Origin of the sequence: Fundidesulfovibrio terrae (genome assembly GCF_022808915.1) — a bacterium.
Taxonomy (GTDB): domain Bacteria; phylum Desulfobacterota; class Desulfovibrionia; order Desulfovibrionales; family Desulfovibrionaceae; genus Fundidesulfovibrio; species Fundidesulfovibrio terrae.
The window spans coordinates 1-26,035 of record NZ_JAKZFS010000001.1 but is presented as its reverse complement, the minus strand read 5'-3'; the positions used below and the strand labels follow the sequence as shown (position 1 = coordinate 26,035).

The 26,035-nt window shown below is 59.7% G+C and carries 22 protein-coding genes and 2 tRNA genes; 7 read left to right on the top strand and 17 right to left on the bottom strand.

All coding sequences use genetic code 11. The features are described 5' to 3' along the window. Nucleotides 1-134: 134 nt before the first annotated feature. Nucleotides 135-2,198 (top strand): PAS domain-containing hybrid sensor histidine kinase/response regulator, encoded by a 2,064-nt coding sequence (locus tag ML540_RS00120; RefSeq protein WP_243357612.1) that lies wholly within the window; start codon nucleotides 135-137, stop codon nucleotides 2,196-2,198. Nucleotides 2,199-2,302: 104 nt separating this feature from the next. Here ML540_RS00120 and rlmN read toward each other — a convergent pair whose 3' ends face one another. The 6 genes from rlmN to ML540_RS00090 form a co-directional block, all read right to left on the bottom strand. Continuing rightward, complete coding sequence (gene rlmN / locus ML540_RS00115) at nucleotides 2,303-3,382, bottom strand: dual-specificity RNA methyltransferase RlmN (protein WP_243357611.1); 1,080 nt, start codon at nucleotides 3,380-3,382, stop codon at nucleotides 2,303-2,305. Next, the gene (locus ML540_RS00110; protein WP_243357609.1) at nucleotides 3,379-4,704 is read right to left on the bottom strand and encodes an HD domain-containing protein; all 1,326 of its coding nucleotides are present in this window, start codon (nucleotides 4,702-4,704) and stop codon (nucleotides 3,379-3,381) included. Before ML540_RS00110 ends, rlmN begins: the two co-directional genes overlap by 4 nt. Before the next feature lie 12 nt (nucleotides 4,705-4,716). Further along, a complete protein-coding gene (locus tag ML540_RS00105; protein ID WP_243357607.1) occupies nucleotides 4,717-6,003 on the bottom strand; it encodes a dihydroorotase in 1,287 nt (428 codons plus the stop codon). A gap of 4 nt (nucleotides 6,004-6,007) precedes the next feature. Continuing rightward, a complete protein-coding gene (locus ML540_RS00100; protein ID WP_243357605.1) occupies nucleotides 6,008-6,940 on the bottom strand; it encodes an aspartate carbamoyltransferase catalytic subunit in 933 nt (310 codons plus the stop codon). 69 nt (nucleotides 6,941-7,009) lie between these two features. Next, nucleotides 7,010-8,137, bottom strand: a complete 1,128-nt coding sequence (locus tag ML540_RS00095; RefSeq protein ID WP_243357602.1) for an amidohydrolase family protein — start codon at nucleotides 8,135-8,137, stop codon at nucleotides 7,010-7,012. Continuing rightward, the gene (locus tag ML540_RS00090) at nucleotides 8,127-9,164 is read right to left on the bottom strand and encodes an elongator complex protein 3 (protein WP_243357600.1); all 1,038 of its coding nucleotides are present in this window, start codon (nucleotides 9,162-9,164) and stop codon (nucleotides 8,127-8,129) included. Before ML540_RS00090 ends, ML540_RS00095 begins: the two co-directional genes overlap by 11 nt. Nucleotides 9,165-9,264: 100 nt before the next feature. Between ML540_RS00090 and ML540_RS00085 the strand changes: the two genes are divergently transcribed. Both ML540_RS00085 and ML540_RS00080 read left to right on the top strand, forming a co-directional pair. Continuing rightward, nucleotides 9,265-9,684, top strand: coding sequence for an HIT family protein (locus tag ML540_RS00085; RefSeq protein ID WP_243357598.1), 420 nt, complete (start codon nucleotides 9,265-9,267; stop codon nucleotides 9,682-9,684). A 25-nt stretch (nucleotides 9,685-9,709) separates the two neighbouring features. Further along, nucleotides 9,710-10,012 (top strand): integration host factor subunit alpha, encoded by a 303-nt coding sequence (locus tag ML540_RS00080; RefSeq protein ID WP_243357596.1) that lies wholly within the window; start codon nucleotides 9,710-9,712, stop codon nucleotides 10,010-10,012. 62 nt (nucleotides 10,013-10,074) lie between these two features. On the opposite strand, the gene ML540_RS00075 is transcribed toward ML540_RS00080, so the two are convergent. Next, nucleotides 10,075-10,773, bottom strand: coding sequence for an SPOR domain-containing protein (locus ML540_RS00075; protein ID WP_243357594.1), 699 nt, complete (start codon nucleotides 10,771-10,773; stop codon nucleotides 10,075-10,077). A gap of 84 nt (nucleotides 10,774-10,857) precedes the next feature. On the opposite strand from ML540_RS00075, the gene ML540_RS00070 reads away from it, so the two are divergent. Further along, nucleotides 10,858-10,931: transfer RNA gene (locus ML540_RS00070), tRNA-Gln, on the top strand. Between the two features lie 16 nt (nucleotides 10,932-10,947). After that, nucleotides 10,948-11,025: transfer RNA gene (locus tag ML540_RS00065), tRNA-Glu, on the top strand. Nucleotides 11,026-11,057: 32 nt separating this feature from the next. Here ML540_RS00065 and ML540_RS00060 read toward each other — a convergent pair. Continuing rightward, nucleotides 11,058-12,239, bottom strand: coding sequence for a tyrosine-type recombinase/integrase (locus ML540_RS00060; RefSeq protein ID WP_243357592.1), 1,182 nt, complete (start codon nucleotides 12,237-12,239; stop codon nucleotides 11,058-11,060). Nucleotides 12,240-13,255: 1,016 nt separating this feature from the next. Between ML540_RS00060 and ML540_RS00055 the strand changes: the two genes are divergently transcribed. Both ML540_RS00055 and ML540_RS00050 read left to right on the top strand, forming a co-directional pair. Continuing rightward, nucleotides 13,256-13,888 (top strand): NIF family HAD-type phosphatase, encoded by a 633-nt coding sequence (locus tag ML540_RS00055; RefSeq protein WP_243357590.1) that lies wholly within the window; start codon nucleotides 13,256-13,258, stop codon nucleotides 13,886-13,888. A 231-nt stretch (nucleotides 13,889-14,119) separates the two neighbouring features. Continuing rightward, on the top strand, nucleotides 14,120-14,650 hold the full coding sequence (locus tag ML540_RS00050) for a hypothetical protein (protein WP_243357588.1): 531 nt from the start codon (nucleotides 14,120-14,122) through the stop codon (nucleotides 14,648-14,650). Between the two features lie 274 nt (nucleotides 14,651-14,924). On the opposite strand, the gene ML540_RS00045 is transcribed toward ML540_RS00050, so the two are convergent. The 9 genes from ML540_RS00045 to ML540_RS00005 form a co-directional block, all read right to left on the bottom strand. Beyond that, the gene (locus ML540_RS00045; RefSeq protein ID WP_243357586.1) at nucleotides 14,925-15,092 is read right to left on the bottom strand and encodes a hypothetical protein; all 168 of its coding nucleotides are present in this window, start codon (nucleotides 15,090-15,092) and stop codon (nucleotides 14,925-14,927) included. A gap of 456 nt (nucleotides 15,093-15,548) precedes the next feature. Beyond that, nucleotides 15,549-16,730, bottom strand: coding sequence for a putative sensor domain DACNV-containing protein (locus ML540_RS00040; protein WP_243357584.1), 1,182 nt, complete (start codon nucleotides 16,728-16,730; stop codon nucleotides 15,549-15,551). Nucleotides 16,731-17,273: 543 nt separating this feature from the next. Next, on the bottom strand, nucleotides 17,274-17,759 hold the full coding sequence (locus ML540_RS00035; RefSeq protein WP_243357582.1) for a MarR family winged helix-turn-helix transcriptional regulator: 486 nt from the start codon (nucleotides 17,757-17,759) through the stop codon (nucleotides 17,274-17,276). A gap of 2 nt (nucleotides 17,760-17,761) precedes the next feature. Further along, the gene (locus ML540_RS00030) at nucleotides 17,762-20,833 is read right to left on the bottom strand and encodes an efflux RND transporter permease subunit (protein WP_243357580.1); all 3,072 of its coding nucleotides are present in this window, start codon (nucleotides 20,831-20,833) and stop codon (nucleotides 17,762-17,764) included. Further along, the gene (locus ML540_RS00025; protein WP_243357578.1) at nucleotides 20,830-21,957 is read right to left on the bottom strand and encodes an efflux RND transporter periplasmic adaptor subunit; all 1,128 of its coding nucleotides are present in this window, start codon (nucleotides 21,955-21,957) and stop codon (nucleotides 20,830-20,832) included. The genes ML540_RS00030 and ML540_RS00025 overlap by 4 nt, the downstream gene beginning before the upstream one ends. Before the next feature lie 14 nt (nucleotides 21,958-21,971). Then, nucleotides 21,972-22,616, bottom strand: coding sequence for a TetR/AcrR family transcriptional regulator (locus ML540_RS00020; RefSeq protein WP_243357576.1), 645 nt, complete (start codon nucleotides 22,614-22,616; stop codon nucleotides 21,972-21,974). 365 nt (nucleotides 22,617-22,981) lie between these two features. Then, nucleotides 22,982-23,620 carry a TetR/AcrR family transcriptional regulator gene (locus ML540_RS00015; protein ID WP_243357574.1) on the bottom strand — a complete coding sequence of 213 codons (639 nt, stop codon included), beginning with the start codon at nucleotides 23,618-23,620 and terminating at the stop codon, nucleotides 22,982-22,984. A gap of 313 nt (nucleotides 23,621-23,933) precedes the next feature. Beyond that, nucleotides 23,934-25,100, bottom strand: coding sequence for a helix-turn-helix domain-containing protein (locus ML540_RS00010; RefSeq protein ID WP_243357573.1), 1,167 nt, complete (start codon nucleotides 25,098-25,100; stop codon nucleotides 23,934-23,936). 169 nt (nucleotides 25,101-25,269) lie between these two features. Continuing rightward, the gene (locus tag ML540_RS00005) at nucleotides 25,270-25,725 is read right to left on the bottom strand and encodes a tyrosine-type recombinase/integrase (protein ID WP_279343184.1); all 456 of its coding nucleotides are present in this window, start codon (nucleotides 25,723-25,725) and stop codon (nucleotides 25,270-25,272) included. Between the last annotated feature and the right edge of the window lie 310 nt (nucleotides 25,726-26,035).

The window sequence follows — 26,035 nt, the reverse complement described above, 5'->3', positions numbered from 1 at the left end:
GAACTTTACATTCAAGCCGCGAAAGTATTTCTTATTAATTGAAATCGACAGGTGTCCGTCATGGTTACGGAGCGCGCGTGGCGGCGTGAGCTTTGCTGAATCAATCATTTGGTCTCATGATGGACGAAATCAATATGGCAACGCAGACCAATGACGTTCCCGGTCAGCTCATCGAAGTGCAGCAGACCGGGGAGGATGCCGAATGGCGGGCCAGGGAGCTGGAATCCGCTCTCTCCGCAGTGGCCGAAGGGCTGATCGTCCTGGACTTCCAGGGCAGGATCGTCCGCATGAACCAGGCCGGCCAGGCCGTCTACGGCTACACCCAGGCGGAGATGTCCCTGCCCCTTGAGGAGCGGGTGAAGGCCGTGCGCTTCGAGAGCCCGGAAGGCGAGGCCGTGCCCGCGCAAGACCTGCCCGGCTCACGGGCCTTGAAGGGCGAGACGGTGATCAACGCGGTCTACAGGTTCAGTCGCGGCGAGGCGGCGGCGGTCCGCTGGCTGTCAATGAACGCCGCTCCGATCCGGCGCGCGGATGGTTCGAGCATGGGCGCGGTGGTCACGTTCCAGGACATCACCGAGCGGGTGGAAACCGATACGGCCCTGCGCCAGACAAAGGAATTCCTGGAACTGCTCATCAACACCAGCCACTGCGCCGTGTTCGTGCTGGGCAAGGACGGTCGGTTTCTGACCGAGAACAAGGCCTGCGAGCGGATAACCGGATACCCCGCCGAGGAAGTTCTCGGACGTTACTTTACGGATTTCCTGCCCAAGGACTTTGCCGCCGATGCGGACGAGATTTTCAGCCAGGTCGTGTCGGGAGGCTTTTCGATCATCGATCGGGAGGTCCCCTTCGTGCACAAGGACGGCTCCATCAAGACATTTCTCCTGAGCGCCGCCCCGCTGCGCGAGGCCGGGAGAATCACGTCCGTGATCGGTTCCGGAGTGGACATCTCCGAGCGCAAGGTCCTGGAGACCAATCTGGTGAAGGCCGTGGAGCAGGCCGAGGCGGCCACCCGGGCCAAAAGCGAGTTCCTGGCCAACATGAGCCACGAGATCAGGACCCCCATGACGGGCATCCTGGGCATGACCGGCCTGGCGCTCAAGACCTGCACCGAGCCGAAGGCGCGCGAGTTTCTCCTCTTGGCCAAGCAGTCCGGGGAAGCCCTGCTGGCCATCATCAACGACATCCTGGACCTGTCAAAGATCGAGGCCGGCAAGATCGAACTGGAGAAGAAAGAGTTTCATCTCCGGGAGCTTCTGGAACTCGTGCTGGAGTCGTTCGAGCTGACGGCTCAGGAGAAGAAGCTCAGGCTCACCCACTCGGTTGACCAGGACGTGCCGAACAGTCTGATCGGGGACGCCATGCGCCTGCGGCAGATACTCATCAATCTTCTGGGAAACGCCATCAAGTTCACCAAGCAGGGCCGGGTTGCGGTCGCCGTGAAGCGGGGGGCCGGGCATCCTCCCGGCCAGGAGGGCGTTACGCTCGTGTTTGCGGTCCAGGACACGGGGGTCGGCATTTCTCCCGACAAGCTGGGGAAAATATTCGAGAGCTTCTCCCAGGCCCACATCCCCGACCCCAAGTACGGCGGGACCGGGCTCGGTCTCACCATTTCCAGGGAGCTCGCGGGCATGATGGGCGGCCGCATCTGGGTGGAGAGCGAGATGGACAGGGGGAGCACCTTCTTTTTCACCGCCCGGTTCGGGCTGGGCGCGGAGGAACAGGAGCAGGACCACGTTGTCGACCATCTGGCCCCGGCCGCGCCGTTGCCCGCGCTCAAAATCCTTCTGTCCGAGGACAACCCGGTCAACCAGATACTGGCCGTGTCGCTCTTGCAACGAGCCGGCCACACAGTGACCTTGGCCAACAACGGTCTGGAAGCCCTCGACGCCTTGCGGCGGGAGCCGTTCGACGTGGTGCTCATGGATGTGCGGATGCCGATGATGGACGGCGAGGAGGCCACCCAGCGGATCAGGACCGGGGAGGCCGGGGAGGACCGCAGGGACATCCCCATCGTGGCCCTGACCGCCCACGCCTTGGTCGGCGACCGGGAACGGTTTCTTGCCGCGGGCATGGATGACTACATCTCCAAGCCGATCAATGCCGAGGATCTGACGGCGGCGCTTGCGAGATGCCTGGCGAAGCGCAGGAACGGGGAGCCCCGCGCAGCTTCACCGGAATCACCCGCTCAAGACTGATCCGGTTTCACATCTCCGGTTTCACATCGATCGGCGCGAAGCCAAAGGGGATTCCAAAGGGACTGGTCCCTTTGGCCGCCGGAGGCGTCTTCCCTCTTCGTCTCCTACTCTTTCTCCTCTCCCATCTCGTGCGCGGCCAGGAGCTGCCCGCAGGCCGCGAAAATATCCCGCCCCTTGCTCTTTCTGAGCGTCACGGTGATCCCCTTGTCCCAGAGGGCCTTCTGGAACGCCTCCACGGCGGCCGGGTCTGGCGTCTTGTAGGGCAGGCCAGGGGATTCGTTGTAGGCGATGAGGTTCACCTTGCCTTTGACGTGCGAGAGGATGCGCACCAACTCCTTGGCCTGCTGCAGGGAGTCGTTGACGCCGCCCAGCAGCACGTATTCGAAGGTGATGGTTTCCCGGGGCTTGAGCGGTATCTGCTTCAGCGTCTCGATGAGCTTGTTAAGCGGCAACGCCTTTGCCGCCTTGGGCATGATTTTCTCGCGCAGCTCCTGGGTGGGGGCGTGCAGCGACACGGCCAGCGCCCCCATGCCGGAGCGCCCGAACTCCAGTATTCCCGGCACGATGCCCACTGTGGAGACGGTGATGCGCCGGGTGGAGAAGTCGAGCCCCTGGGGGTGGTGGAGCGCTTCGATGGCTTGCAGGAGATTGTTGTAGTTGAGCAGGGGCTCGCCCATGCCCATGAACACCAGGTTGCGCAGGTTGAGCCGCGTGTCCACGGCCGCGAGATGTGCCTTGGCCACCAGGATCTGCCCCAGAATCTCGCCCGGGGTCAGGTTGCGGGTGAGCCCCATCTGGCCGGTGCGGCAGAAGGTGCAGGCCATGGCGCACCCGGCCTGGGTGGAAAGGCACTGGGTGTAATGGGTCTTCTCGGGGATGAGCACGGTCTCGATGGAGGCGGCGTTTTCGCCCTCGTCCAGGTCGAGCACGAACTTCACCGTTCCGTCGGAGCTTTCGAGCTTCTGGGCCACGCGCGGCATGCGGATTTCCGCGGCCTCGGCCAGGCGTTCGCGCAGGGCCTTGGAGAGGTTGGTCATCGAAAGGGGCGAGGCCACGGCCTTCTGCCAGAGCCACTGCCAGACCTGGCGAGCCCGGAAAGGGGGCTCGCCAAGGCTGACGAGGAGCGCCTCGAGCTGGTGGAAGCTCAGATCGAGAAGGTTGGGTTTCTTTCCGGCCAGGGTCATCCGGAGAGCTGCTCCCTGGCGGAGTACTTCTTCACGAAGTCGACGGCCTGCTCCACGGACTGCACGTCTCCCATGACCTGGGCCTGCAGGAGCGCGTCGCGGATGACGCCCACGGCGGGTCCGGGGGCGATGCCCAGGATGGTCATGATCTCCTTGCCGTTCAGGAGCGGTTCGAGCTCTTCCTCGCGCACCTCGGTGCGGTCGAGCATTTTGAAGTTGTGGTTGAATTCCTTGTAGTTGCCGCCACGAGCCTTGATGTCGGCGCGGGCGTGCTCGATCAGGCGCGGGTATTCGTCCAGGGCCTTGAAGCGGCGGATGCCCTTGTCGGTGAGCATGAAGTGGAAGCGCATGTGGTGGCGCACCAGGTGGCAGATCAGGTCGATCTCGTCGTGGTCCATGCGAAGCTGGGTGAGGAGCTTGCGGGTGACCTTGGCGCCCACTCGGTGGTGCTGGTGGAAGTTCCAGTGGCCGTCCACGATCTCGGCGGTGTGCAGCTTGCCCACGTCGTGGAACAGGCAGGAGAGGGTGCCGAACCAGTCGTAGGGCAGCTCCTCGGGGTAGTGGCGCATGACGGCCAGGGTGTGCTCAAAGACCGACTCTTCCTCGGTCTCGTTCTTCTTCTGCTTGATGCGCGCCAGGGCGGCGATCTCGGGCAGAAGCCCGTGCAGGATCATGGATTCGTAGAGCAGGCGCACGAACACGTGCATGTTCTCGGCTTCCACCTTGCGCCATTCGTCCATGATGTCCGAGACGGGCACGTAGTCCAGCACGCGCTGTCCGGCCCGCAGGATGGCCATCCAGGAGTTGGGGCCGATGGGCAGGCCGAAGTTGGCCGAGTAGCGCATGGCCCGGATGGCGCGCAGGTAGTCCTGCCTGAGGGTCTGGTCCTGGATGCCCTTGAAGCGGATGACGCCGCCGGAGAAGTCCGCGAAGCCGTCCAGGGGGTCGGCGGTGCGGGGCAGGTAGGGACAGGCCAGGTTGGGCGGCAGCTCGTCATCCTCGGTGAGCTTCTTGGCGATGCGCGTGGTCAGGCGCACGAGGCATTCCTCGGGGTGGGAGGCCTCGGCGGTGTCGGTCTGGTAGAAGTTGAGCAGCGTGTCGCCTTCCTTGAGCTGGGCGAAGGCCTCCCCCTGGATCTTCCCGATGTTGGGGAAGAACTTGGAGAGGTCGTCGAAGGTGGCGTCGGTGCAGATGTCCAGCTCGGGCTGGTCGGATGCGGCGAGCAGCTGCTTCTGGAGCCTCGCGTTGATGACGTAGGCGTCGTAGCCGTTACGGATGATGGCCTTGCAGATGCCTACGGCGTCCTTGAAAGACTGGCTCATGAACTCTCCCGATTATGCTTGAAGCGCGTTTTTTCCGGCAACGTAGGCGGCCCTGACCTGTCCGGTCAGTTCGCGCCCGAGAAGCGGGGTGTTCTTGCCCTTGGACAGAAGCGACTGGGGGGTCACGGTCCAGCGGGCAGCGGGATCGAAAAGGATGAAGTCGGCCGGGTCGCCCTCCTGGAAGCGGTTCTGCGGCAGGCCGAAGATTTCCGCCGGGCGGGTGCACCAGGCGGATATGAGCGATTTGGCGGACAATTCGCCGCGCGCCACCAGCTCCCAGGTGACGGACAGGGCGGTTTCCAGCCCCGAGATGCCGTTGGGGGCCTCGTCGAAGGGGGTCTCCTTCTCGTGGGCGGCGTGGGGGGCGTGGTCCGTGGCCAGCACGTCGATGGTGCCGTCCTCCAGGGCCGCCAGCAGGGCTTGCTGGTCCGTGCGGGTGCGAAGGGGCGGGTTGACCTTGGCGGCGGTGTCGTAGCCCTCGCAGGCCTCCTCGGTGAGGATGAGGTAGTGGGGCGCGGTCTCGGCGGTGACGGGCGCTCCCTGGGCCTTGGCCGCGCGGATGATGTCCACGCTTTGCGCGCAGGAGACGTGGGCCAGGTGGATGGGCACGCCGAGGTACTTGGACAGCAGGCAGTCGCGGGCCACCTGGATGGCCTCCCCGGCCGTGGGCGCGCCGCGCAGCCCCAGGCGGGCGCTGACCACGCCTTCGTTCACGCCCGCGTGGGGGGCCAGGTACGGGTCCTCGCAGTGGTCGATGACCGGGATGCCCAGATCGGACGCGTATTCCAGGGCGCGACGGAAGAGCTCGCTGTCGGCCACGGGACGGCCGTCGTTGGAAAAGGCCTTGCAGCCGGCGGCCTTGAGCTCCTCCATGGGGGCCAGGGCCTTGCCGTCCAGTCCCACGGTGAGCGCGCCCACGGGGAACAGGCGCGGCCCCTTGGGATGGGACTTGGCAGCCTTGTCCAGCATGGTCTCGGTGACGCAGGCCTGATCGTTCACCGGGTCGGTGTTGGCCATGCACATGACGTTGACGAATCCGCCCTTGGCCGCGGCGGAAAGACCGGTGGCGATGGTCTCCTTCCATTCCTGGCCGGGCTCGCGCAGGTGCACGTGCACGTCGGAAAGTCCGGGCAGGAGGATGAGGCCGGAGGCTTCCACCACTTTCGCGCCCTCGGGCACGGGGCGGGTTCCGGACGCAACCAGGGCGACCACGCGCCCCTTGGCCACGAAAAGGTCCACGGGCGTCTGGGGATCGGTGGCCAGGGCGGCGGAGCGCACCACGAGATCGGCTTGGGACATGGGGCTACTCCTTGCGTTCCTTGCGGGTGAGATAGAGGTGCAGGAGCGCCATGCGCACGTCCACGCCCGAGGCCACCTGATCCAGGATAAGGCTTTCGCTGGCGTCGGCCAGGTCCGAGGCGATCTCCCAGCCCCGGTTGATGGGGCCGGGGTGCAGCACCACGGCCCCCTTGGCGGCCTTGGCCAGGCGGGGCAGGGTCATGCAGAAGCGGCGGGAGTATTCGCGCACGTCAGGCAGAAGCCCGGCCTGCTGGCGCTCCAGCTGCAGGCGCAGGCACATGACCGCGTCCACGCCGCGCACGGCCTCGTCCAGGTCGGAAGAGACCGGCACGCCCCAGCTGGACACGGCATGGGGCAGCAGGGTCTTGGGGGCGCACAGGCGCACGGACGCGCCGAGCAGGCGCAAGAGGTGCACGTTGGAGCGGGCCACCCGGCTGTGGGCGATGTCGCCAAGGATGAGCACGGTCTTGCCTTCCACGCCGCCCCAGCGTTCGGTGAGGGTGAAGGCGTCCAGCAATGCCTGGGTGGGGTGGGCGTGCCAGCCGTCGCCCGCGTTGATCACGGCGCACTCCAGGCGCTCGGCGATGAACTTGGCCGCGCCGCTCATGTTGTGGCGCATGACGATGGCGTCGGGCTTCATGGCCTGGAGGGTGAGCACCGTATCCTTGAGGGATTCGCCCTTGGTCAGGGAGCTTCCGCTCTTGGCCAGGGAGAAGGTGTCCGCCGAGAGGCGCTTGCCCGCCACGTCGAAGCTGGTCTTGGTGCGCGTGGACGGCTCGGCGAAAAAGAGGATGACGGACTTGCCCTTCAAGATGGGCACCTTCTTCACGGGACGGGAATTGATCTCCTGGAAGGACTTGGCCGCCCGGAGAATCTCCGTGGCATCGGCCCGGGAGAGCTGGGTCACGTCAAGAAGGTCCTTGTGTGGCCAGGTCATATGGCTCCTTGGGATGGGTGGTGGCCGGTTGGTTCGCGCCGGATATTTTCCATACCTTCCAACGCGGCGTCAATCGAACAGTGCGGCTTCCAGGTCCGTCGGGAGCACGGCGAAGCGCGCCGGGGAGCCGGGAGCCAGCCTGCCCAGGCGGTGAAAGCCCAGCGCCCGCGCCGGAACCGGCCCCAGCAGGGACAAGGCTTCGTGCGGGGAAAGCGGGCAGAACGCAAGCAGGGCGGAAAGCTCCTCGAAGAGGTTCAGGTCGGGCGCGGAGGCCAGGGAATCCGTGCCCAGGCAGCAGGGCACGCCCGCGTCCAGAAGCGCCCGGGCCGGGGCCCGGCCCACGCCGATGATTTCGTTGGAGCGGGGGCACAGGCACACGGTCGCCCCGCGTCCTTTCAGTATTTCGATATCAGATTTCGACACATGCACGGCATGCACGGCCAGGGTGCGGCTGTCCAGGAGGCCCAGGGCGTCGGCCCAGGCCACGGGGGAGAGCCCCGGCGCAATGAAATCCTTCGGCAGGATTCGCTCCCGCATGAAATCGGCGAACGCCCCGGTGCCCGCGGCCAGAAGCTCGGTTTCCCCTTCGTGCTCGGCCAGATGGATGGAGAAGGGCTTGCCCCGCGCGGTGTCCCAGGCCTTGGCCGCCCGCAGGGATTCGGGGCTGGTGGAGTAGAGGGCGTGCCCGGCCAGCGCCAGGCGCTCGGAATCGATGTCCGGCAGGGGGGCGTCGCCCTGGTAGCCGAAACGCTCGAAGAAGATGGCGTAGTCGATCCCGGCCTCGTCCAGGCCCTGGGCCACCAGCCGGGGGAGCCGCGTTGCGATGTCGGCCACGGCGGCCGTGCCGCACTCGAGAAGCTGCATGGCCGCCCGGGCGACGGCCTCGGGGTTGGTGCCCCCCAGGGGCTGGGCCACCAGCCAGCGCACCCAGTCCAGGTAGCCGCCCATGCGAGCAGGGGGCAGCCCCAGATGGGAGAGTTCCAGGTGGCCGTGGGCGTTCACGAGCCCGGGCAGCAGGGTGGTTTCACCCAGGTCTCGCACGTCGGCCGGGCAGGACGCCTTAAGGTCGCTCCAGGCCCCGGCCTGGACGACGAGGCCATCGTGCACCACGACGGCCGCGTCCTCGACGATTTCCCGGCCCGGAAACATGATCGCCGCCCGGCGTACGCGTAGCGTATACGTTTCGTCATTCGTCATGGAGCACTTCCAGTAAGAAGTCGTCGCGGTCCTCGAAGCGGACAGCATCCGAATCCAGGCCCAGGGCAGCGTAATCCCCCGCGAGAGAACGCGCGTGCCCCCAGAATTCTCCGCTCAGGCGCTGCGGCGCGGCCAGCGAAACAGCCCTGCGCCCCGCGAGGCCCTGCCGAATGTCCGCAAGGAGCGCCCCGGCCCGCACCATGGTGCCCAGGGCCGGATGGCGCGGGCCGGCCAGCACGGCCTCGTCCAGGGACGGCTCCGGGGCCAAGCCGATGCGGGTCACGGCGATGCCCGAGCGCCACAGCGCAAGCACCGCCGGGGACAGGGCGTCCACAGTGGCGTCCAGGGACCAGGGCGTGAACTCGCCGCGCCGCCAGAGCGCCTCCAGCCCCGTTCCGGCCAGCACCAGGCAGGGGTGCAGGCGCGCCATGTCCGGGGCGGCCTGGACGCAGAGCGCGATGTCGCGTTCGAACATCTCCGGCGTGTGTCCAGGCAGGCCCGGCAGCAGTTGGATCGCGAGGCCGAGCCCCGCGCCGCGCGCAGCCTCGCATGCCTTGAGGGCGTCTTCACCCGTATGGCCGCGCCTGGCCAGGTGCAGCACCGCGCCGTCGAAGGATTGCACGCCGAGTTCCACGGTGTCCAGGCCCATGCCCTTGAGGCGCGCCAGCAGGACGGGGTCGCAGGCGTCCGGGCGGGTGGAGCAGCGCACGGCGCTGACCAGCCCCCGGGAGCGGAAGTCCGCGGCGGCCTGGAGAAAGCGTGCGCGCCACGCCTCGGGCAGGGCGGTGAAGGTGCCGCCGTAGAAAGCCAGCTCCACGGGCTGGCCTGGCCGTATCGCTCCAAGATCGCGCAGCATTTCCGCATAGGACGCCTCGAGGCCGGACCGGGCCGCCCCGGTCCGGCCGGTCTGGTGCTCCTGCGCGCAGAAAATGCACGTCCCCGCGCACCCGGCGCGCGGAGTGAAAACCGGCAGAATACGCGGCTTGGCGCGCCTCGGGGCCGGATGGGGAAACCGCCGGAACGCCAAACGTGCGGAAACTTTTTCACTTCCCTCTTGCAAAAAAAATTCTCCCGCGCTACCAAATGGTTATAGCCGCGTCGTCGCGCGTGGCACGCATGAGGTCATCATGAGTCAACACGACTGCATCTTCTGTAAAATCGTCCGGGGGGAGATACCCTGCGCCAAGGTCTTCGAGACCGAAACGGTGCTGGCCTTCCTGGACATCGCCCCCATCAACAAGGGCCATACCCTGGTCATCCCCAAGGTGCACCTGGAAAACGTCTGGGAACTTCCGGCCGGGCTCGCGGCCGAGTTCCAGGACGCCATCCAGAAAGTGGGGCTGGCCCTCAAGGTGGGCCTGGGAGCCCAGGGAATGAACCTGGGCATGAACAACGGATCCGCCGCAGGGCAGCTGGTGTTCCATGCCCACTGGCACCTCATCCCCCGCTTCGAGGGGGACGGGCTCACCCTGTGGCCCCAGAAGAGCTATTCCGGCCCCGAGGAAATGAACCAGACGGCCCAGGCCATATCAGGCTCCATCCGCTAATATCACGACGCCCCCGGAGGTCGCCATGAGCGGGAAGACTCTCACGAAAGCTGACATCGTCGACTACATCTACGAGAAAACCGAGAAAAACCGGGCCGAGGTCAAGGTCCTGGTGGACAACCTGCTGGATATCATGAAGCAGGCCATCAAGAAGGACAACTCGCTGCTCGTCTCGGGCTTCGGGAAGTTCGACGCATACGATAAGCGCGCCCGCAAGGGACGCAACCCCCAGACCAGCGATTCCATCGTCCTGCCCCCGCGCAAGGTGGTGGTGTTCCGCCTGTCGCGCAAGTTCCGGGCTGAGCTCAACCCGGACGAAGTCCTCTAGCTCTCGGCGGACGGATTTCCCCAGGCCGGACCCTTCGGGGCTCCGGCCTGGATTTTCGCGTTCTACTGGGCCAGTACGAAGGCGTCGGGAAATTCCACGGAAAGCCGCTCCTGTTCCGCATGGGCCTCGTCCATGGAGGCGAATGTCCCGGCCTGCACGCGCCAGAGAACCTGGCCCGTCTGGGAGCCCTCCTGCACCCTGGTCCGGGCGTAGCCCTTCCTCAACATGCGCTGCGAGAGCCTGTCCGCGTTCTCGCGCACCGCGAACGCCCCCACCTGCACATAGAACGGCCCCGGCAGCTGCCCGCCGCGCATGCCCGGGACGTCGCCCTCGGTGGCTAGGCACACCCGCGCCGATCCCTTGCCGTAGAAGCCGAGTTCCCTGGCCCCGGCCGGGGTGAGGTCCACGCAGCGCCCGGCCACGAAGGGGCCCCGGTCGTTGACCCGCACGGTCACCTCCCGGCCGTTTTCCAGGTTGGTGACGCGCAGCATGGTGTTCATGGGCAGCACCTTGTGGGCGCAGGTCAACTCGCCCGAGCGCAGGCGCTCGCCGTTGGCAGTGGTCTTGCCGGAGAACCAGCCGGGCTCGTACCAGGAGGCAAGGCCCTCCTCGCGGTAGCCCTCGCCGCTCGGAAGGGGGCGGTAGGTCTTGCCCTTGATGGTGTAGGGGCGTTGGGTGCCCCCGGGGCCCCGAGGGGCGTGCGAGGCGCAGGATGCGGCGAGGAGCGCGGCCAGGAGGGCCGCCAGGATGCGGATCCACATGGGGCCTGCCTAGGCCAAAGAAAAAAATCCGGCAAGTCTGTTGACAAGCGGCCCGGGATTGCCTAATAGCTCCCTTCCGCGTGCTGGGGGATCGTCTAGCGGCAGGACTATGGACTCTGACTCCATCAACCTAGGTTCGAATCCTAGTCCCCCAGCCAACTTTTTACGCATTGTGTCCCCATCGTCTAGCCTGGTCCAGGACACCGGCCTTTCACGCCGATAACAGGGGTTCAAATCCCCTTGGGGACGCCAAGCTAATTCCATAGGTTACTCTCCAAAGTGGCCTAGTTAATGGTTGAGTGTACACCCTCCGTGTACACCGGAACCCCGGAGCTGATCCCTCCGGGGTTTTCCGTTTTGGCGGTGCCAAACATCGCCGCGCCTCTGCCGTCGAATACTTCCAGACCCTCCCGCAGCTCGTCAAGGCTGAGCCCGAACGCCCGGAGGTATCTTTCCGTCACCAGTGGGTGCTGGTGACGGAGGACCTTTTGAACGAAGCTCACAGGATAGTGAGCCTTGTAGAGGACGATGGCCGAAAGGTGCCGGATGGCGTGAAAACCGAATGGCTGCACGCCGGCTCTTTTGCATAACCTCTTCATGAAGTGCTGCCTGTACTGGAAGGGCTCCCCGGGCCGGTGATTCGGCGACGGGGTGTCGTCGAGCTGGGTGAAGACGTTCTCCGCGTTGGGATAGGGGGTTTCGGTCTTCCATGTTTTTAAAGCCTGGGCCAACTCCCTCGTCATCGGAAGCCAGTCGTAGCGCCATGATCCGTCTTTGGTCTTGCGGGTGGCCAGGCGCACGCGGCAGTGGATGAAATCCACATCCGTCCACTTGAGGCGGAACAGCTCCCCCCGACGTGCCGCCAGATGCAGAAAAGCCAGCAGCATTGCGCGATCCTGCCCCCTGGATTCCTTTAACGCCTTCCAGAAGTCGGCTTCCGGTGGGATGTAGCGATCCCTGCGATCCTCGGGAAAGCGCTTAACAGCTTCAAAAGGGTTGCGCCTGTCAGGAAAGCCGCGATCCCGGAGGAAGTCGCGGCCCCACTCCCAGGCTGCCATGAGGTTCTTGCGATCCTTGTTGGCCGCATTGCCGCTTCTGGCGTCGTGTTGTGCTCCGAGATAGGCTTGAGCCATGGCAGGGGTTATCTTGGCCATGGTGGCGTCCTTGATGAACTCCAGGAAGCGTGCCATGGCGTCCCGCTTCTCGACGAAGGTTTTATCTACACACCGCCGCTTCACGTCCTCAAGGTAAGAGACAGCCCAATCCAAGGGCTTCAGCTCGAGCACGGAGGTCTGAGCCGATGGGTTGAGCAGTTCTTGCTTCCGGTCCATCTCCCACTGGCGGGCTGTCATCCACTCCTTGCCCTTGGCAGGGCCTTTTCCGAACAGTTTCGTTTCCACTACCTTCCCGGCAATTTTCACGCGAGCACGCCAGCGGTTCCCCCGACTCTTGTCGAGTGTCGGCATAAATCAAACTCCTGATGATCTTGGAAAAGAACCTGAGCGTCCGCTTGCTACCGGGGCCGGGGAGAACGATTTCAACCCCACCCCATCGACGCCAGTATTTTTTGATCGTCCTGGCGTCAACTCCAACGAGCGTGGCAACCTGCTCGGCGGACAAAGGATCGCCAAGCTCGCGTTTGAGCTTTTCGAATGTAATGTCAGATAGAAATGAATCGTCGGCCATGCTCAACCTTTTCGGTTCAGCTTGACCAGATAAACGGGGAGGGCTATTGCATTTAGCAACAGAGCGCGGCCCCGCAATGGCCAAGCTCGAATCTCGGCCTGGTGTTCGCAGCACCGGGCCGAATTTTTTTGAGCCTATCGTCTGCATGCCGAAACCTGTCAACATCACGGGAAAAAGTGGAAAAATTCAGCAATACTCCCCGGTGAACTCTTCACCGCAGACGAAAAGGAGCACCGTGTCAGCAGGAAATCTGAAGGCCCAAAAAGGCAGACAGCGCACTTACACATCGCAAGCGATGTGTGCTTCAGAATTCCGACAATTCGAGGGAGGGCGACAGGGAAAGTCACTCGGAAAAAGTGCGAAAAATTGAAAAATGCCCCGGAGTTTCGGTCAGACAGCAAATCCATAACAGACTGAATTTATGTAATAAATATTTTTGATACATTTTGTGAGTGTGTCTCATGGAGGCGTTTCTGTTACAGGCATGTCGTTGTGAGGGAGGTGCTATGACGTCAAAAGGTAGGGTTGGCGAAAAGAAAGTTAGTGGCCCTAAGGGTGCTATGACGTCAAATGCGGAAAAATTATTCAAAAATTTAAGCCTGTTGATGCCAAATGAGTTCACCTTGACGTGGGGGAATTAAGCGGCATACTAAACTAATAAGTCATTATCAAAGTTCTGTCTGACGAGTAGCGAGTGTTGTTAGTTTATCGTTAACAGTGCATGTGATACCGTGCTCACATATGATGAGGTCATTTTGTTGTTCTGATGGGCTCGAGGCGGCTGTGTGAGGGTATTATGAGAATAACGCTTGCTCTCGATCTGGAAGGTACGTTGATTTCAAACGCGCTTCCCATGGATTGCACTGCCAGGCCTGGGCTTTGGTCGTTTCTATCCATGGCGAGGCGGCAATTTCGCATTGTTTTGTATACCAACGTCTTCCCGCGCCGGGCGCGGGCATCCCTGCGCCGGATCGTGCGCCAGGGCCACGCCCCGGCGTGGCTGGCGCGAGTCCCGATCTTCAACCCGCCATGCCCCTCCGGTGAGCAGGAAGCCAAGGATTTGCGCCTAGTTGGGCCGCTTGGCCGGGTGTTCATCGTGGACGATTCCCCCGGCTCGATCCGCCAGGATCAACGGCCCTTCTGGCTCCCGATCAAGAGCTTTTGGGGCGAAGGTGCGGACAATGAACTTGAACGCATTTCAAACGCATTGATGCAAATGTTTATGGATATTGTGGAAGGAATGCGTTTTGAGCCTTGGACGCTTGATGCTCAAAAAATCTTGGATGCTGGCCGCCAGATTTATTACGGAAATGATGACCTTGGAGAGCATGAGGTTATCAAAGAATATCCTGACGGCAAGAAAGAGCTTGTCACATTTGATTTCCAAACAGGTAAAGAGATTTTCTTGAAACATTATGAAAGTCTGTGAATTGATAGAACAGTTGAAGAAGCTAGACCAAGGAACAATGATTCTTGTCGAAGGCTACGAACAAGGCTTTGATAACCTGCGAGAGATTTTCAAGACAAAAGTTTTCCCTAGTCTTACTTCTAGGTATTACAATGGCTATTATAACGACATATCTGATGCAGAAGAAAAAGATAACCTTTTTATATTCTAGACTGAGGTGTATGTCATCCCTGGCAAGAAAAGGAAAGAGTAATGCACCTTGTCGACCATGAGCAGCATTGCATCAAGGAGCTTGGAAAGCCTTTCACGGAGGTTCACGAGTTCCTTGACCAATTCGCCAGCAAGTACGGCATGAGTCTGGCGCATCGGATCATACTGCATCACAGGCTTGGAGTGGAGCTTGTGGGGCTGCTCATGGGGCCGGAGGCCAAAGCGGCGGCAAAGCTGCATGTCGTGGACGATGTTCGGCGGCTCCCGGCTGGCCCGGAATGGTTCATGCGGCTCCCTGCCTACGTGCCCACGTCCGGCCAAGTAGACGCCTTAGCGGCGGATATGCTGGCCCACCTGGGATACGCCCCGAATTTGGCCGGAACCTGGGCCAGGATGAGCAGCAAGCTCAAATGCGAGTGTGGCTACCCCGGCCCCCTCCAATCAAGCCGAAGCCTGGGATATGACGAAAAAATGTGGTGCCCCTGGTGCGCTGCAGTCCAGACGGAACGATTCGTCACTTTACGGCAGCTTACCGTTGGGAAGAGCAAGAACCGCCAGGTGGTGGCGGGCTGAAGGCTTGGCCGTTGCAGGCCCGCGCCAGGGGAAGCCCTGTCACTGGTCCTGCAACTCGTACACGGTCAACAGTCCGAACACTTGAAATTTCGCGGCCCTTCCGGCCGTGGGGATGCGGTGGCCTTTAGGGACGTGTAAGGCCCAACGCCTCCCTCCTATGCCGGAAGGGTAGTGGGGAAAGGCCAAAAGCTAAGTAAAGTCTTCCTCAGCGCCACGCTCAGCACGATGGCCTTCCACAGCTGTCCCCCCCTCCAATCTCGGCGAGAGTTATTGTCTAAAGCATGGCCAAGAGCGTCTGCATTTCCGCTGATTGCCTGGCGTGCGCCTTTTGCTGGTGGCCAGCAACCTGGCTCTTCAGGCTGTTCAGGCCAAGCTCGCCAATAACAACGGACATTCCGGTTAAGCTGATGATGGTCACAACGGCGAAAATCAGGCTCTTCATGTATTTCCCTCCATGCTTCGTGTCCGCTTCTTTCTGCCTCGTAGCCTTCCCCAAGCATCCTTCCGGCGGAAGGGGGGAGAAGCGCGGGCCTTTCACTCTTCGTAAGGCCCGCTTCTCCCCTCTCGCCGGAAGGACCGCGAAAGTCTGAATGATGCGTGCTGTTGGCCGTGGCCAGGTAGCAGGGCGAGTGCCAGGGGCTCGTGCTTTGACGAGGCACGGGCGCGAAGGCGTGCATTGGTCACGGACAAGTCTTCAGCATGTTACCGTCTCGCGGGTCTTGTCTCTTGGCCGTGCGTATCGGGGGTGGGCAACGGAAACGCCAGTCTCTGCCGTGGGCTATTCAAGTGATCAGCAGCATTTGTATGTCGAAGTGAGCGAATGCGCGAGAGGGGGTGGCACTGACGAAAGAGGAGCATTGAAGAAGGCCCTACTGAAACTTGCACACATGATCATCAGCTAGGATGTTCTGTATTCCCAGATAAAGTGTTCGAGTTTCTGGACAACGGCTACGCAATGCATGCGCTCTGACCAGGAAAACAGAGACAGTCGACCGTCCTGCGAAACAACAAACACTTCCGTGGAACGGTTCCCATAGACGAAGCGCGCAGCTGACTGGTGTCGCGTGCCGCCTAGCTCCTCTAGGGAAACTTGCTCGCGCGCTTCGCCAGTGACCGCATTCAGCGTGGTCACCAAGAAGTCCTCTGGTCCAAAAAGCAGTTTGGCCCCAAACCCGAGCAAGCACAGATCAAGGTCCATAACCACGGCCCCGTCAATGAGGCTCAAGTCCCCGACGCGACGCAAGAGCGACTGGTTAAAGGTGCGCAGAAAGTTCAACGCCTCATACTGCTCGCGCAGGGCGATGATCGAGGCGCTCTCCCGTCCCGCGACCAAGTCGTCATAGTTTCGTAAGGCTTCAGAAGTGCCGACCTCGAAGTCATGGACGCTGGCCTGCAAGAGCTTGGCGCTGTCTTCATCGAAACTGAACCGGAAACGCACCGATCGCTTCCACGACTGATCATCCGGCGGCACAAGCACAAGGGTGCCCCCGTGGCCATGGCGAATCATGGTGGTGCCGACGCGGATGAGTTTGGCAGGAACATTGGGGCGTGATTCCTGAAAGTTATCTTTGCCTAGGGCTTGGGCTATCAGGTGTGACAGGGAAGCCTCGTCTGCCGCAACAGGAATGGATACCTTGCCTTTGTGCAATAGCGCCAGCACCCTGCGCGAACGCGAAACCAAAAGTGTTCCGTTGCCTGCAATGCGCAGCCGCAGCAAGCCGTCGGGCTCGGAATCCAGCACACCCCATATGGCTGAGCCCTCCAAGCCGACATGCACGGCTAATGGGGTTCGCGGGGAGGCTGTAAGCAGCGCCACGAGATTTGGCACGGTAACCGGCACGGGACTGGTGAAGGCTTTCGCTAACAACGTCGAGTCAGGCGAGCAAAGACATAGCGTCCCCCGTACCTCCCGCCGCTCTTCCATCTCTAGGCTGGCCCAGAAGCTAGCCGTGCACAACCTGAAAAGCTGGTCAGCATCGTGCAAGAGATTTGTAGTCCGATGGTTTGAGTCCAGGGTGTTGGTCGCCATGTTGGTTGACGCTTGTATGGCGGCTACGAACTGAGAGATTACGTTTTCCATACGGTTAAGCCCCCTTTAGCTGGAGAGGTCGCCTCCGACTTCCGTCAAACGGCGCGTCGCCGGGTGTCCGTCTGGTCAACAAGCCACCCAAAATGCGAAACACCAGATTTAGCAAGGAGGTGCGTATCCTTCGTGCAGAAAGGTTGCCAGTCCTCCCTGAACGCAGCGTCCCTAGAACAGAAAGCCACTGTTGTGCCTCATCTGGAACGTCGGGTTGCAATTGGCTTGTCTGGGTATATTGAAGCTTCTGTGGATACACCATGAGATGTTTTTGTTTGTAGTTTATGGTGTTGCTCTTCGTGGGTATTAAGATATAGCGCGCAAATTTCAATCTGCCTAAGTTCCCTGATGCGCTCGCACAACTCATTTATTGAAGCAGTTTGCATTTCTAGTGCCTCACGAATATCTGAGATAAAGTTCTCAGTCATCGATAAATCCTCTTCGGCGGCGCACCAGGATGGATCGGTTGGCCGCCGATTCAAGTGCTCATCCATCCTGCATGTTATGCAATATTGTCAGTGGACTAGGTTCCTCGGTTCGCGGTTAGACTTCTAAATTAACATTTGAAAGCAGCAGAACCAGCGAACGGAGTTCTTGGTCATCAAGGCCAGACATAGCAGCCGACTGGTTCTTGAAAAAGATAGGCGCTATTTTGTTTATTGTTTCGCGGCCCTCGGGCGTCAGATTGACACGAACTATGCGCTTGTCTGTAGGTTCAGAATCTCGTCTTATAAGGCCGTCCCGTTCCATAGCCGTTATGACTGAAGACATCGTAGGCGATGTCACGCAGGACATAGCGGCCAGTTTACAGACAGGAAGTCCATTGTTCTCGCTGGCAAGGAGGACCAGTATGATGAAGCGACCGTAGGATAGCCCTTCCTTGTTCAGTTCGCGCTCAATGCGACGTTGTAGAATTGCACCTGCGTGCACAGTGTGTATCCAAGCCACACATGCCTTGATATCCATCTCTGGATAGCGTTCGGAGCTTTCCAAAAGCGTCTCAAAGCTGGGCAGTTCCTTGAATATCATAACTATAACGCCTCTTTCTTTTCAGGTTTTTCAATCTTGAAAATCATTGTGTATAGAGCGGGTGTAAACAGTAATGTCAGAATTGTAGCCACAAGGAGCCCCCCCATGATGGCTACGGCCATTGGCCCCCAGAAAACGTTGCGCGACAACGGGATCATGGCCAGGATCGCCGCTAGGGCGGTGAGCACGACGGGACGTGTCCGCCGGATGGTGGCCCCGATCACAGCTTCCCAATCCGGTATTCCTTCCTGCCGATCCAGGGCAATCTGGTCCACCAGGATGACGCTGTTGCGCATGATCATCCCTGCGAGGGAAAGGACGCCGAGCATGGCGACGAACCCAAAAGGCTGTTGAAAGAGCAACAGCGTGCCGACCGCTCCGATCAGGCCCAAAGGGGCTGTCGCCAACACCAGGAACAGGCTCGGGAAGCTTTGCAACTGGAACATCAGCAGAAGCAGCATGACCCCGAATGCGATCGGCAGGAGGATGACGATGGAATGGTTGGCCTTGTTGCTTTCTTCCTGCGCTCCGCCGATTTCGATCCGGTAGTCCGGCGGGAGCGCATTCTCGATGGATTTGAGCTTGGGCAGGATTTCAATGGTTACATCAGGCGCCTGAACCCCTTTAATGACTTCCGCCCGAACGGTGATGGTCAAGTCCCGGCTTTGCCGCCACAGAATGGGCTCCTCATAAGTGTACTGGATCTTGGCCACCTGGGAGAGGGGGATGGGTTGGCCGTTTCGGGAGCTGATCGTCAAGTCTGCCAGGAGCTCCGGACTCAACCGTTCTTCCGGAACGGCCCGCGCCACGACGTTGACCAGCTCGATGCCATCGCGGACCTGCGTGACCGTCACGCCTGAAAGCAACCCCTGAAGGGCTTCAGCGATATCCTGGGGGGTGAGCCCGATAACTCTGGCCCGGTCCTGGTCCACCACCAGACTGATTGCCCTGGCCTGCTCATTCCAATCTAGATTGACATCGTAGGTCTTGCTGTTCGCACGAACGACAGAACGGACATTTTGAGCTATTTCCCGCACTTTCAAAGGGTCGGGGCCGATGACGCGAAACTGTACGGGATAACCGACGGGTGGCCCCAGAAACAGCGTTGTCACGCGTACTCGGGCCTGGGGAACTCCACCTTGGTCGGCAAAGGACTCAATGCGTGCCTTCACGCGATCGCGGGCAGCGGCGTCGGCCGTGTTCAAAACAACGACGCCATAGCTCGTGTTGGGCAGTTCCGGGGCCATTGGCAAGAACCATCGGGGCGCTCCCGAACCAATATAGCTTGTGTATGTCTTGACTTCCTTGTCAGATTTGCAAAAAGCCTCAATCGTTTTCACGGCCTGGGCCGTGGTTTTGAAGGCGGAACCAGCAGGCAAGCGAACTTCGACCAGAAGCTCCGGCCGTGCGGATGAAGGAAAAAACTGACGTGATACGTGCTGGAACCCGAAGATCGCTAGGACAAAAAGCAGAACGGTTGTGGTGACAACGGATTTGCGGTTTTCAAGGCACCAGGTGACCATGCCGCGAAGTCGGCGATAGATCGGCGTCTCGTAGATGGCCTCCGGATTGTGGTGCCCTGCGCCATGAAAATCCGGAAGCAGCTTGAGGCCAAGGTAGGGGGTGAAAACCACAGCCACGAACCAGGATGTTATCAGGGCGATGGCCACCACCCAAAAGATACCGCCCGCGTATTCGCCTGCGGCGGATTTGGCGAATCCGACGGGCAGAAAGCCTGCGGCCGTGACCAGTGTGCCGGTGAGCATGGGGAAGGCCGTTGCGGTCCAGGCAAAAGTGGCGGCCTTGACCCGGTCGTACCCTTGCTCCATTTTCACCACCATCATTTCCACTGAAATGATGGCATCGTCGACCAAAAGTCCCAGGGCGATGATGAGCGCGCCGAGGGATATCCGCTCAAGGCTCATGCCGAGCGCGCTCATGATCACTATGACCATGGCCAGCACCAGAGGAACGGCCAGGGCCACGACGATTCCCGTGCGCCAGCCGAGGGAAAGAAAACTCACTGCCAGCACGATGATGAGCGCTTCGACAAACGACCGGATGAATTCAAAAACGGATTCGTCCACCACTTCCGGCTGGTCGGCCACCCGGCTGATCTCGAACCCCAGGGGCAGATTCTTCTTGATCCGCTCCATGGCCGCATCCAGAGTATGCCCTAGTTCCAGGATATTGCCGCCCTTGGCCATGACCACGCCCAAGGCGATGCCGGGCTTGTCTTCATGGCGAACAACAAACGCGGGAGGATCCTGGGGGCCACGCCGGATCGTGGCGATGTCCCCGAGGCGGAACACCTTGCCGTTGCCCTCGACAGGCACTTCGGCCAGCGCATCGGTCCCTTTGAGAGCGCCGCTCACACGCAGATAGACTCTGTCGGAAGCCGTCTCCAGGTCTCCGGCCGGGGTCACCTCGTTCTGCTTGGCGATGGAGGTGAGGACCGCCTGGGCCGAGAGCCCGAGTGTGGCCAGTTTCGTATGGTTGAGCTCCACGAAAATGCATTCGGTCTGGTCGCCGTAAAAACGCACCTTGGTCACGGTGGGGACCTTGAGCAACGCCTGCCGTATGATTTCGGCCTCGTCTTTCAGCTCGCGCATGGTGAAGTCCTGGCCGGTCAGGACATAGAGCACCGAGTCCACATCGCCGAACTCGTCGTTGAAAAAGGGACCGAGTACGCCGGAAGGCAGAGTGGCCCTGATATCTCCCACGCGTTTGCGGGCCTGATACCAGCACTCCTTCACCTCTGACGGAGGAGTGGAATCAACGAGGTACAGCTGCAAGACCACGTCGCCAGGCCTGGAGTAGGTTTTCACCTTGTCGAAGTAGGGGACTTCCTGGAGTTTCTTTTCGATTGGGTCCGCCACTAGGCGCTGCATCTCATCCGCTGTGGCTCCCGGCCACTGCGCCCTGATGATCATGCTCTTCACAGTGAACTCGGGGTCCTCGGCCCTTCCCAAATGCATATAGGACCAAGCGCCCGCCAGGGAGACCAGGAGGATCAGAAACACGGTGAGAGGACGGTGCGTGACAGCCCATTCGGACAGGTTGAGGCCCTTCATTGGTCGTTCTCCTGTGAGGCGTCAGCAAGCCGGACGAGTGTATTCCCGTCGAGCTTCTGGACTCCGGAGGCGACGATGATGTCACCGTCAGCCAGTTGGCCACGCACGAAGGCGTCCCGCTCGGAGAAATGGTCCACTGTGACCGGAGACAACGTCAGTCGCCCATTCTGGGGATTCACGATCCATACGCCCGGGCCCTGCCCCTGGTTGAAGAGGGCGCTTGCCGGAATGCGCGCTGCCGGGGTGCCCGAGGTTTCGATAAGATGGAGTGTCGCCGACATGCCCAGGCGTACGGAGGCGTCCGCGTCCGGCAGCGAATACCGAACGGCAAACGTCCTTGTGGCAGGGTCGGCGGCAGGGGCTGTTTCCCGCAACACGGCCTGGTAACGAACGTCAGGGTTCGACCAGAGCGAGACTTCTGCCTTCGTCTCCTTGATGTCCTGAAGACGTCTTTCTGGTATGTCGGCCAGGACTTCCAAAGCGCCTTTCCGAGCCAGAGTGACGATTGATTGGCCCTCTGCCACGACTTGGCCAGCCTCCGCGCTCACCTTGGTGACCACACCGTCGGTACTGGAAAGCAGTTTTGCATAGCCGAGCTTGCTTACGGCCAGTTTGAGGGATCGGTCCGCCCTTTCCTGGCGCCCTCTTGCTTCGTCAGCCGACAAATGCTTGAGATCGTATTCGGACTGGCTCACCACCTGACCGGAAAGCAACTTGGAATAGCGGCGTTCGTCAGTAGCAGCCTGCTCCCTATTGGAGTTGGCGGCCCTGAGTTCGGCCTGGGCGCTTTCCATCGCGTAACGAAGGTCTTTCTCGTCCAGGATCGCCAGGACTTGGCCTTCACGGACATGGTCGCCCACATCCACCAGGCGCTTCTCGATACGCCCCCCTACTCGGAAGGATTCCTGAACCTCGTGGCGAGCCACGACTACTGCCGTGTACGTGCGTTGTCCCGCACTCACGTCCATGCTGACCCGCATTGTTTTTACCAAAGGACGGACTTGCTCGGCAGGCTGCGCGCTCTGGCAACCACACGCGAGCAGTGACGACAGGCAGGCAAGAAAAAATGCGATGGACACCATGTGCCCGATGAGCCCATGCATATGACCGATGATATACTTCATGTCCGTATCTCCACTTATTGAGAAATTTTGAGTCGACTTTGGTCGCGCAAAGCTTCAAGCCCGGCTATTGAGAACTGGTAGATGTGATCGGCCAGCCGCTCCACGTCGTGCCGCAACTTGTTATTATCAGGGAAGAGTTGTGTGATGAGCGTTTTGTTCTGGGCGTTGAAGTAGCACTGTCCAGCAATGGAGCTGACGCACAGACGTAAGGTTTCCGGATCGGCCAGACCGACGATTTCAAGAATGAGTTCATCCAGCAGTTCCTTGAACGGGCGCATGAACCGTTCCACAATTGGCTGAAAGGCCGGACTCGGGTTGTCAAATTCTTGCCAGACAAGCTTGCTTCGGCGGGCGTGTTCAGGATCTTCCGGTATGACGAGTCGGATCAGGTTCCGGATGAAACGGCGCAACCGTTCTTCAGGAGATGAGGCCTCAGCGATGCCTTCGGCCATGGGGTAGCTCTCACGGCATGACGCCATGATGCGTTCGAGCGCGGCCGTGCGTAAAGCTCCCTTGGAGCCGAAGTGGTAGTTCACGGCTGACACATTTGCCGCGGCCCTGGCGCAGATGTCCCGGATCGTGGCTGAATGGGAGCCTTTTTCCAGGAAGACTTCGATGGCGGCCTCGACGATGCGGCTTTTTGTGTCATTCGAGCTCATGGAAAACCTCGTTTTGAACATTAATTTAAACATTGTTTAAATCCTGGTTTTAAGCCTGTCAAGTGTATTTCTGAAAAATGGGTCACCGCGTGAAACGGAGGGCAATTGCCCTGTCCGAATAAATCATGCTTGTTATAAACATGCGAATTAATTGGAGAAAATTAATGCGGGCAAGGCTGTAAAATGACCTTGCCCAAGCCACGCGGAAAACCAGTTTATAACCGGAGGAGAAAAACGCGAGAGACGCTTTGCAGCGTTCACATCAAGAGAGATTCAAAAGCGGGAAGGAACTGCTCGTGCGGTTAGAACTATGCAAGAACAACTAATGCGCTGGTACCATACTGTAAAAATAGTCAAAACAAGAATCAATCCACGTTGTTTTGGCGCTCAGACAGTGCTTTGAGGCCAGCCAGGGAGAAATGGTAAATATGCTCGGCCAAGTGATCAACGTCTCGGGGGAGGTAGGTTTTATCTGGATATATCTGGCTGATAAAAGCTTTGTTCTGAGCATGAAAGAGCTGCTGTCCAACGATGGACACGACGCACAGCTGGAGGGTTTCCGAATCCACCGGGCCGATGAACTCCCTTACGATAGACTCCATGGTGTCTTTGATCGGGCGAATGAAACGTTCCATCAGAAGCGCTAGAGCGGGACTCGGGTTTCCAAATTCCAGCCAAATGAGCTCGCTACGGCGAGCGTATTCAGGGTCTTGCGGGAAGATTAGCCGAAGCAAGTTGCGGATAAATCGACGTAAACGCTCCTCAGGGGAAGGGGCTTCGGCGAGACCCTCGGCCATGGGGTAGCTCTTTTGGCAGGATGCCATGATGAGCTCGAGCGCAGCAGCATATAACGAATCCTTGGAGCCAAAGTGGTAGTTCACGGCGGCGACGTTCGCTTCGGCTTTAGCGCAGATGTCTCGGATTGTGGCTGCGGCGAAACTTTTGTCCAAAAAGACTTCGATGGCGGCCTCAATGATGCGGGTCTTTGTGTCGTTGTGGTCCACGGGGTTCTCGTTTAAATTTTTAATTTAAACACCGTTTAAAATATAGGTTAAAACTTGTCAATGAAATCCAGTTAAGGGTGATGAAATAGCTCATTCGAGTGTCTGCCGTAGTTTTGATCGCCCGCACTTGGGAGGGGGCAACAATGAAGCGCGTGGATTACGCTTATCCTCTCGCTGGGACTCATGTCCCCATGAAATTACTAGCTAATCAGATGCGAATTGGACAGGGCCACATTTCTTCCTCGCCGAGAGCCAATGGCTGTTCACCATGGCTAAACTCGGAGTTGTGCCAACATATTCACGCGATTTAACCTCAGCTGGCACGCTGCGAACGATCAACTTCCTCAGCAATCAGCTCTCGAAGAGCAGCCCTAATTCTGCTGGGGTTAGTCGGTATATGCCATTTGAAACGAATCTCGTGCCAGTGTGGAGCATGGACAACGGGAGCCCATTCCTCGGCTTCCCGAGCCAAGTCTTCCCAGCTCCACTCTTGGTTTTTTGTTGCTCGCCAAGCCAGAAACTTCTGTTTGATGCCCTCGACCGCCATGGTTTCTGCTTGTTTGGCAGCTTTGAGAGCCAGCGCCTGGCCTTCTGGGCTTTTTCGATAAGCTTCAAAGTCGGCCTGCTTTTGTTTGGCGTAAATTTTTTCCTCTTGTTCTCGCGCCCAACCCTTAAGGTACTCGTAATCACCTGTTCGTAATGACCCCATGTGATACTTGCCGCGAAGATTGTCAGCATAAGCGCCCGGCACCAACAGCTTCGGAAGCGTTCCGTTCTCTCCTTGCGAAACCCGGTGACGCGTCCGGAGAGCAATATACGCTTCAACATCCAAGCTTGAAAATTCAGTCACTTCACCACTTGGATTATGAGTTAACCTCCTGTGGTGGGTGTGATATTTCTGGTTCTCTTCCTGATTCTCTTGTGCGGACAATTTGTCCGGATTTCGATCAAACATGTCCGGATTGTTTTTAGCGATGTCCTCAACCCTCTGGACGAACTGAGTGGTCCGGGTTGGGCCCTTCGGAAGCGGCTGAGCTTGGTCAAAGCATGGATGCCACAAGAAATAATACCGAGTGCCCGCCCGGCCTCGGGTTACCATTTCCAGAAATTGTTCTTGAACAAGCTCTCCAAGGGCGCGGCGGATTTGGCGTTCGTTCGTGGCCAACTCAATGGCCAAGGTAGCCTGTGTCGGGTAACAGGCTCCATTCTGGCCAGCGTATTGCGCCAAGCGTCCCCAGACGAGCTTAGCCAAGTCGCTAAGCCCTGGATAGCGCATCAACGCGTTGGGGATCATGGCTCCAATGAATTGCTGCCAAGGATTGAAACGCTTCGGTTGACTGGCCTGCGAGGCATGGGTATTTTCGCCTCGTTCTTGTTTTCTTTTTCCATCGGGCCGGACCGACTTGCCCTCGGTTCGGCTCTCTTTTTTGTGTTCCCCCGCGTGTACACCTCCTGGTGATTCGCCATGCAATTCTTGCATGGTGGTGCAAGGGTAACATCCCGAAATACTTGAATGGGGTGGGGTAGAGGCTACCCTTTCACGCCGATAACAGGGGTTCAAATCCCCTTGGGGACGCCAGCAAAATCAGGAGGTTACGAAAGTAGACTCCTTTTTTGTTATCCCTGGGTATAAGTTGGGTATAGGTTGGCTACTCATGGGCAACCCTGGGCTTAAACTCAATCACCCTGCCAGGGCCACGACTACTCATAACCTCATCAAGCCCAGTTCTCACGTTCTCCATCCCTAGACTGTGTAAATACCTGTTGGTGGTGGTAGGGCTTGAGTGCCTGAGGATTGCCTGAATTTCAGCCTGTGGCCTTCCAGCCCTGTAGAGGGTGCTTGCCGTCAGATGTCTTATGGCATGGAAGCCAAAAGGTTTGACACCAGCTTTTTCACAGAGCTTCTTCATGAAGTGCTGTCTGTTGGTGTACGGTTGACCTTCATACTGATTCTCAAACCTGTGGTCGCCTACCACTGTCAATACAAAGAAACTTGATTTGTGTGGTCTCGTCTCCCACCAACTCAGGAGTTCCATTTTAAGCTTTTGATAGCCGGATGGTATTGGCCTTGAAGTCGATGTCTTCCCATTTGAGCCTAACAACATCAGACTTTCTGGCAGCTGTGTGCAAGAAAGTCAGTAGCATCAATTGGTCCTGACCATGGGCCTGGTTGTAGGCTTGCCAGAAATCCTCCTCTGTGGGGATATACCTCGGAAGAACACTGGGCTTGTATCTGCTGCACGCGAGAAAGGGGTGACCTGCTCGGTATTTTTCGGACCAGCTGAAACTTGAGAGGGTGGCTCCCGACGACGAAGAGGGAGCCATGCGGAAGACACGTTTTTCAGAAGAGCAGATGGTGAACATCCTGCGGGAAGCCGATCGTGATCCGGTAGCGCAGGTGGCCAAGCGACACGG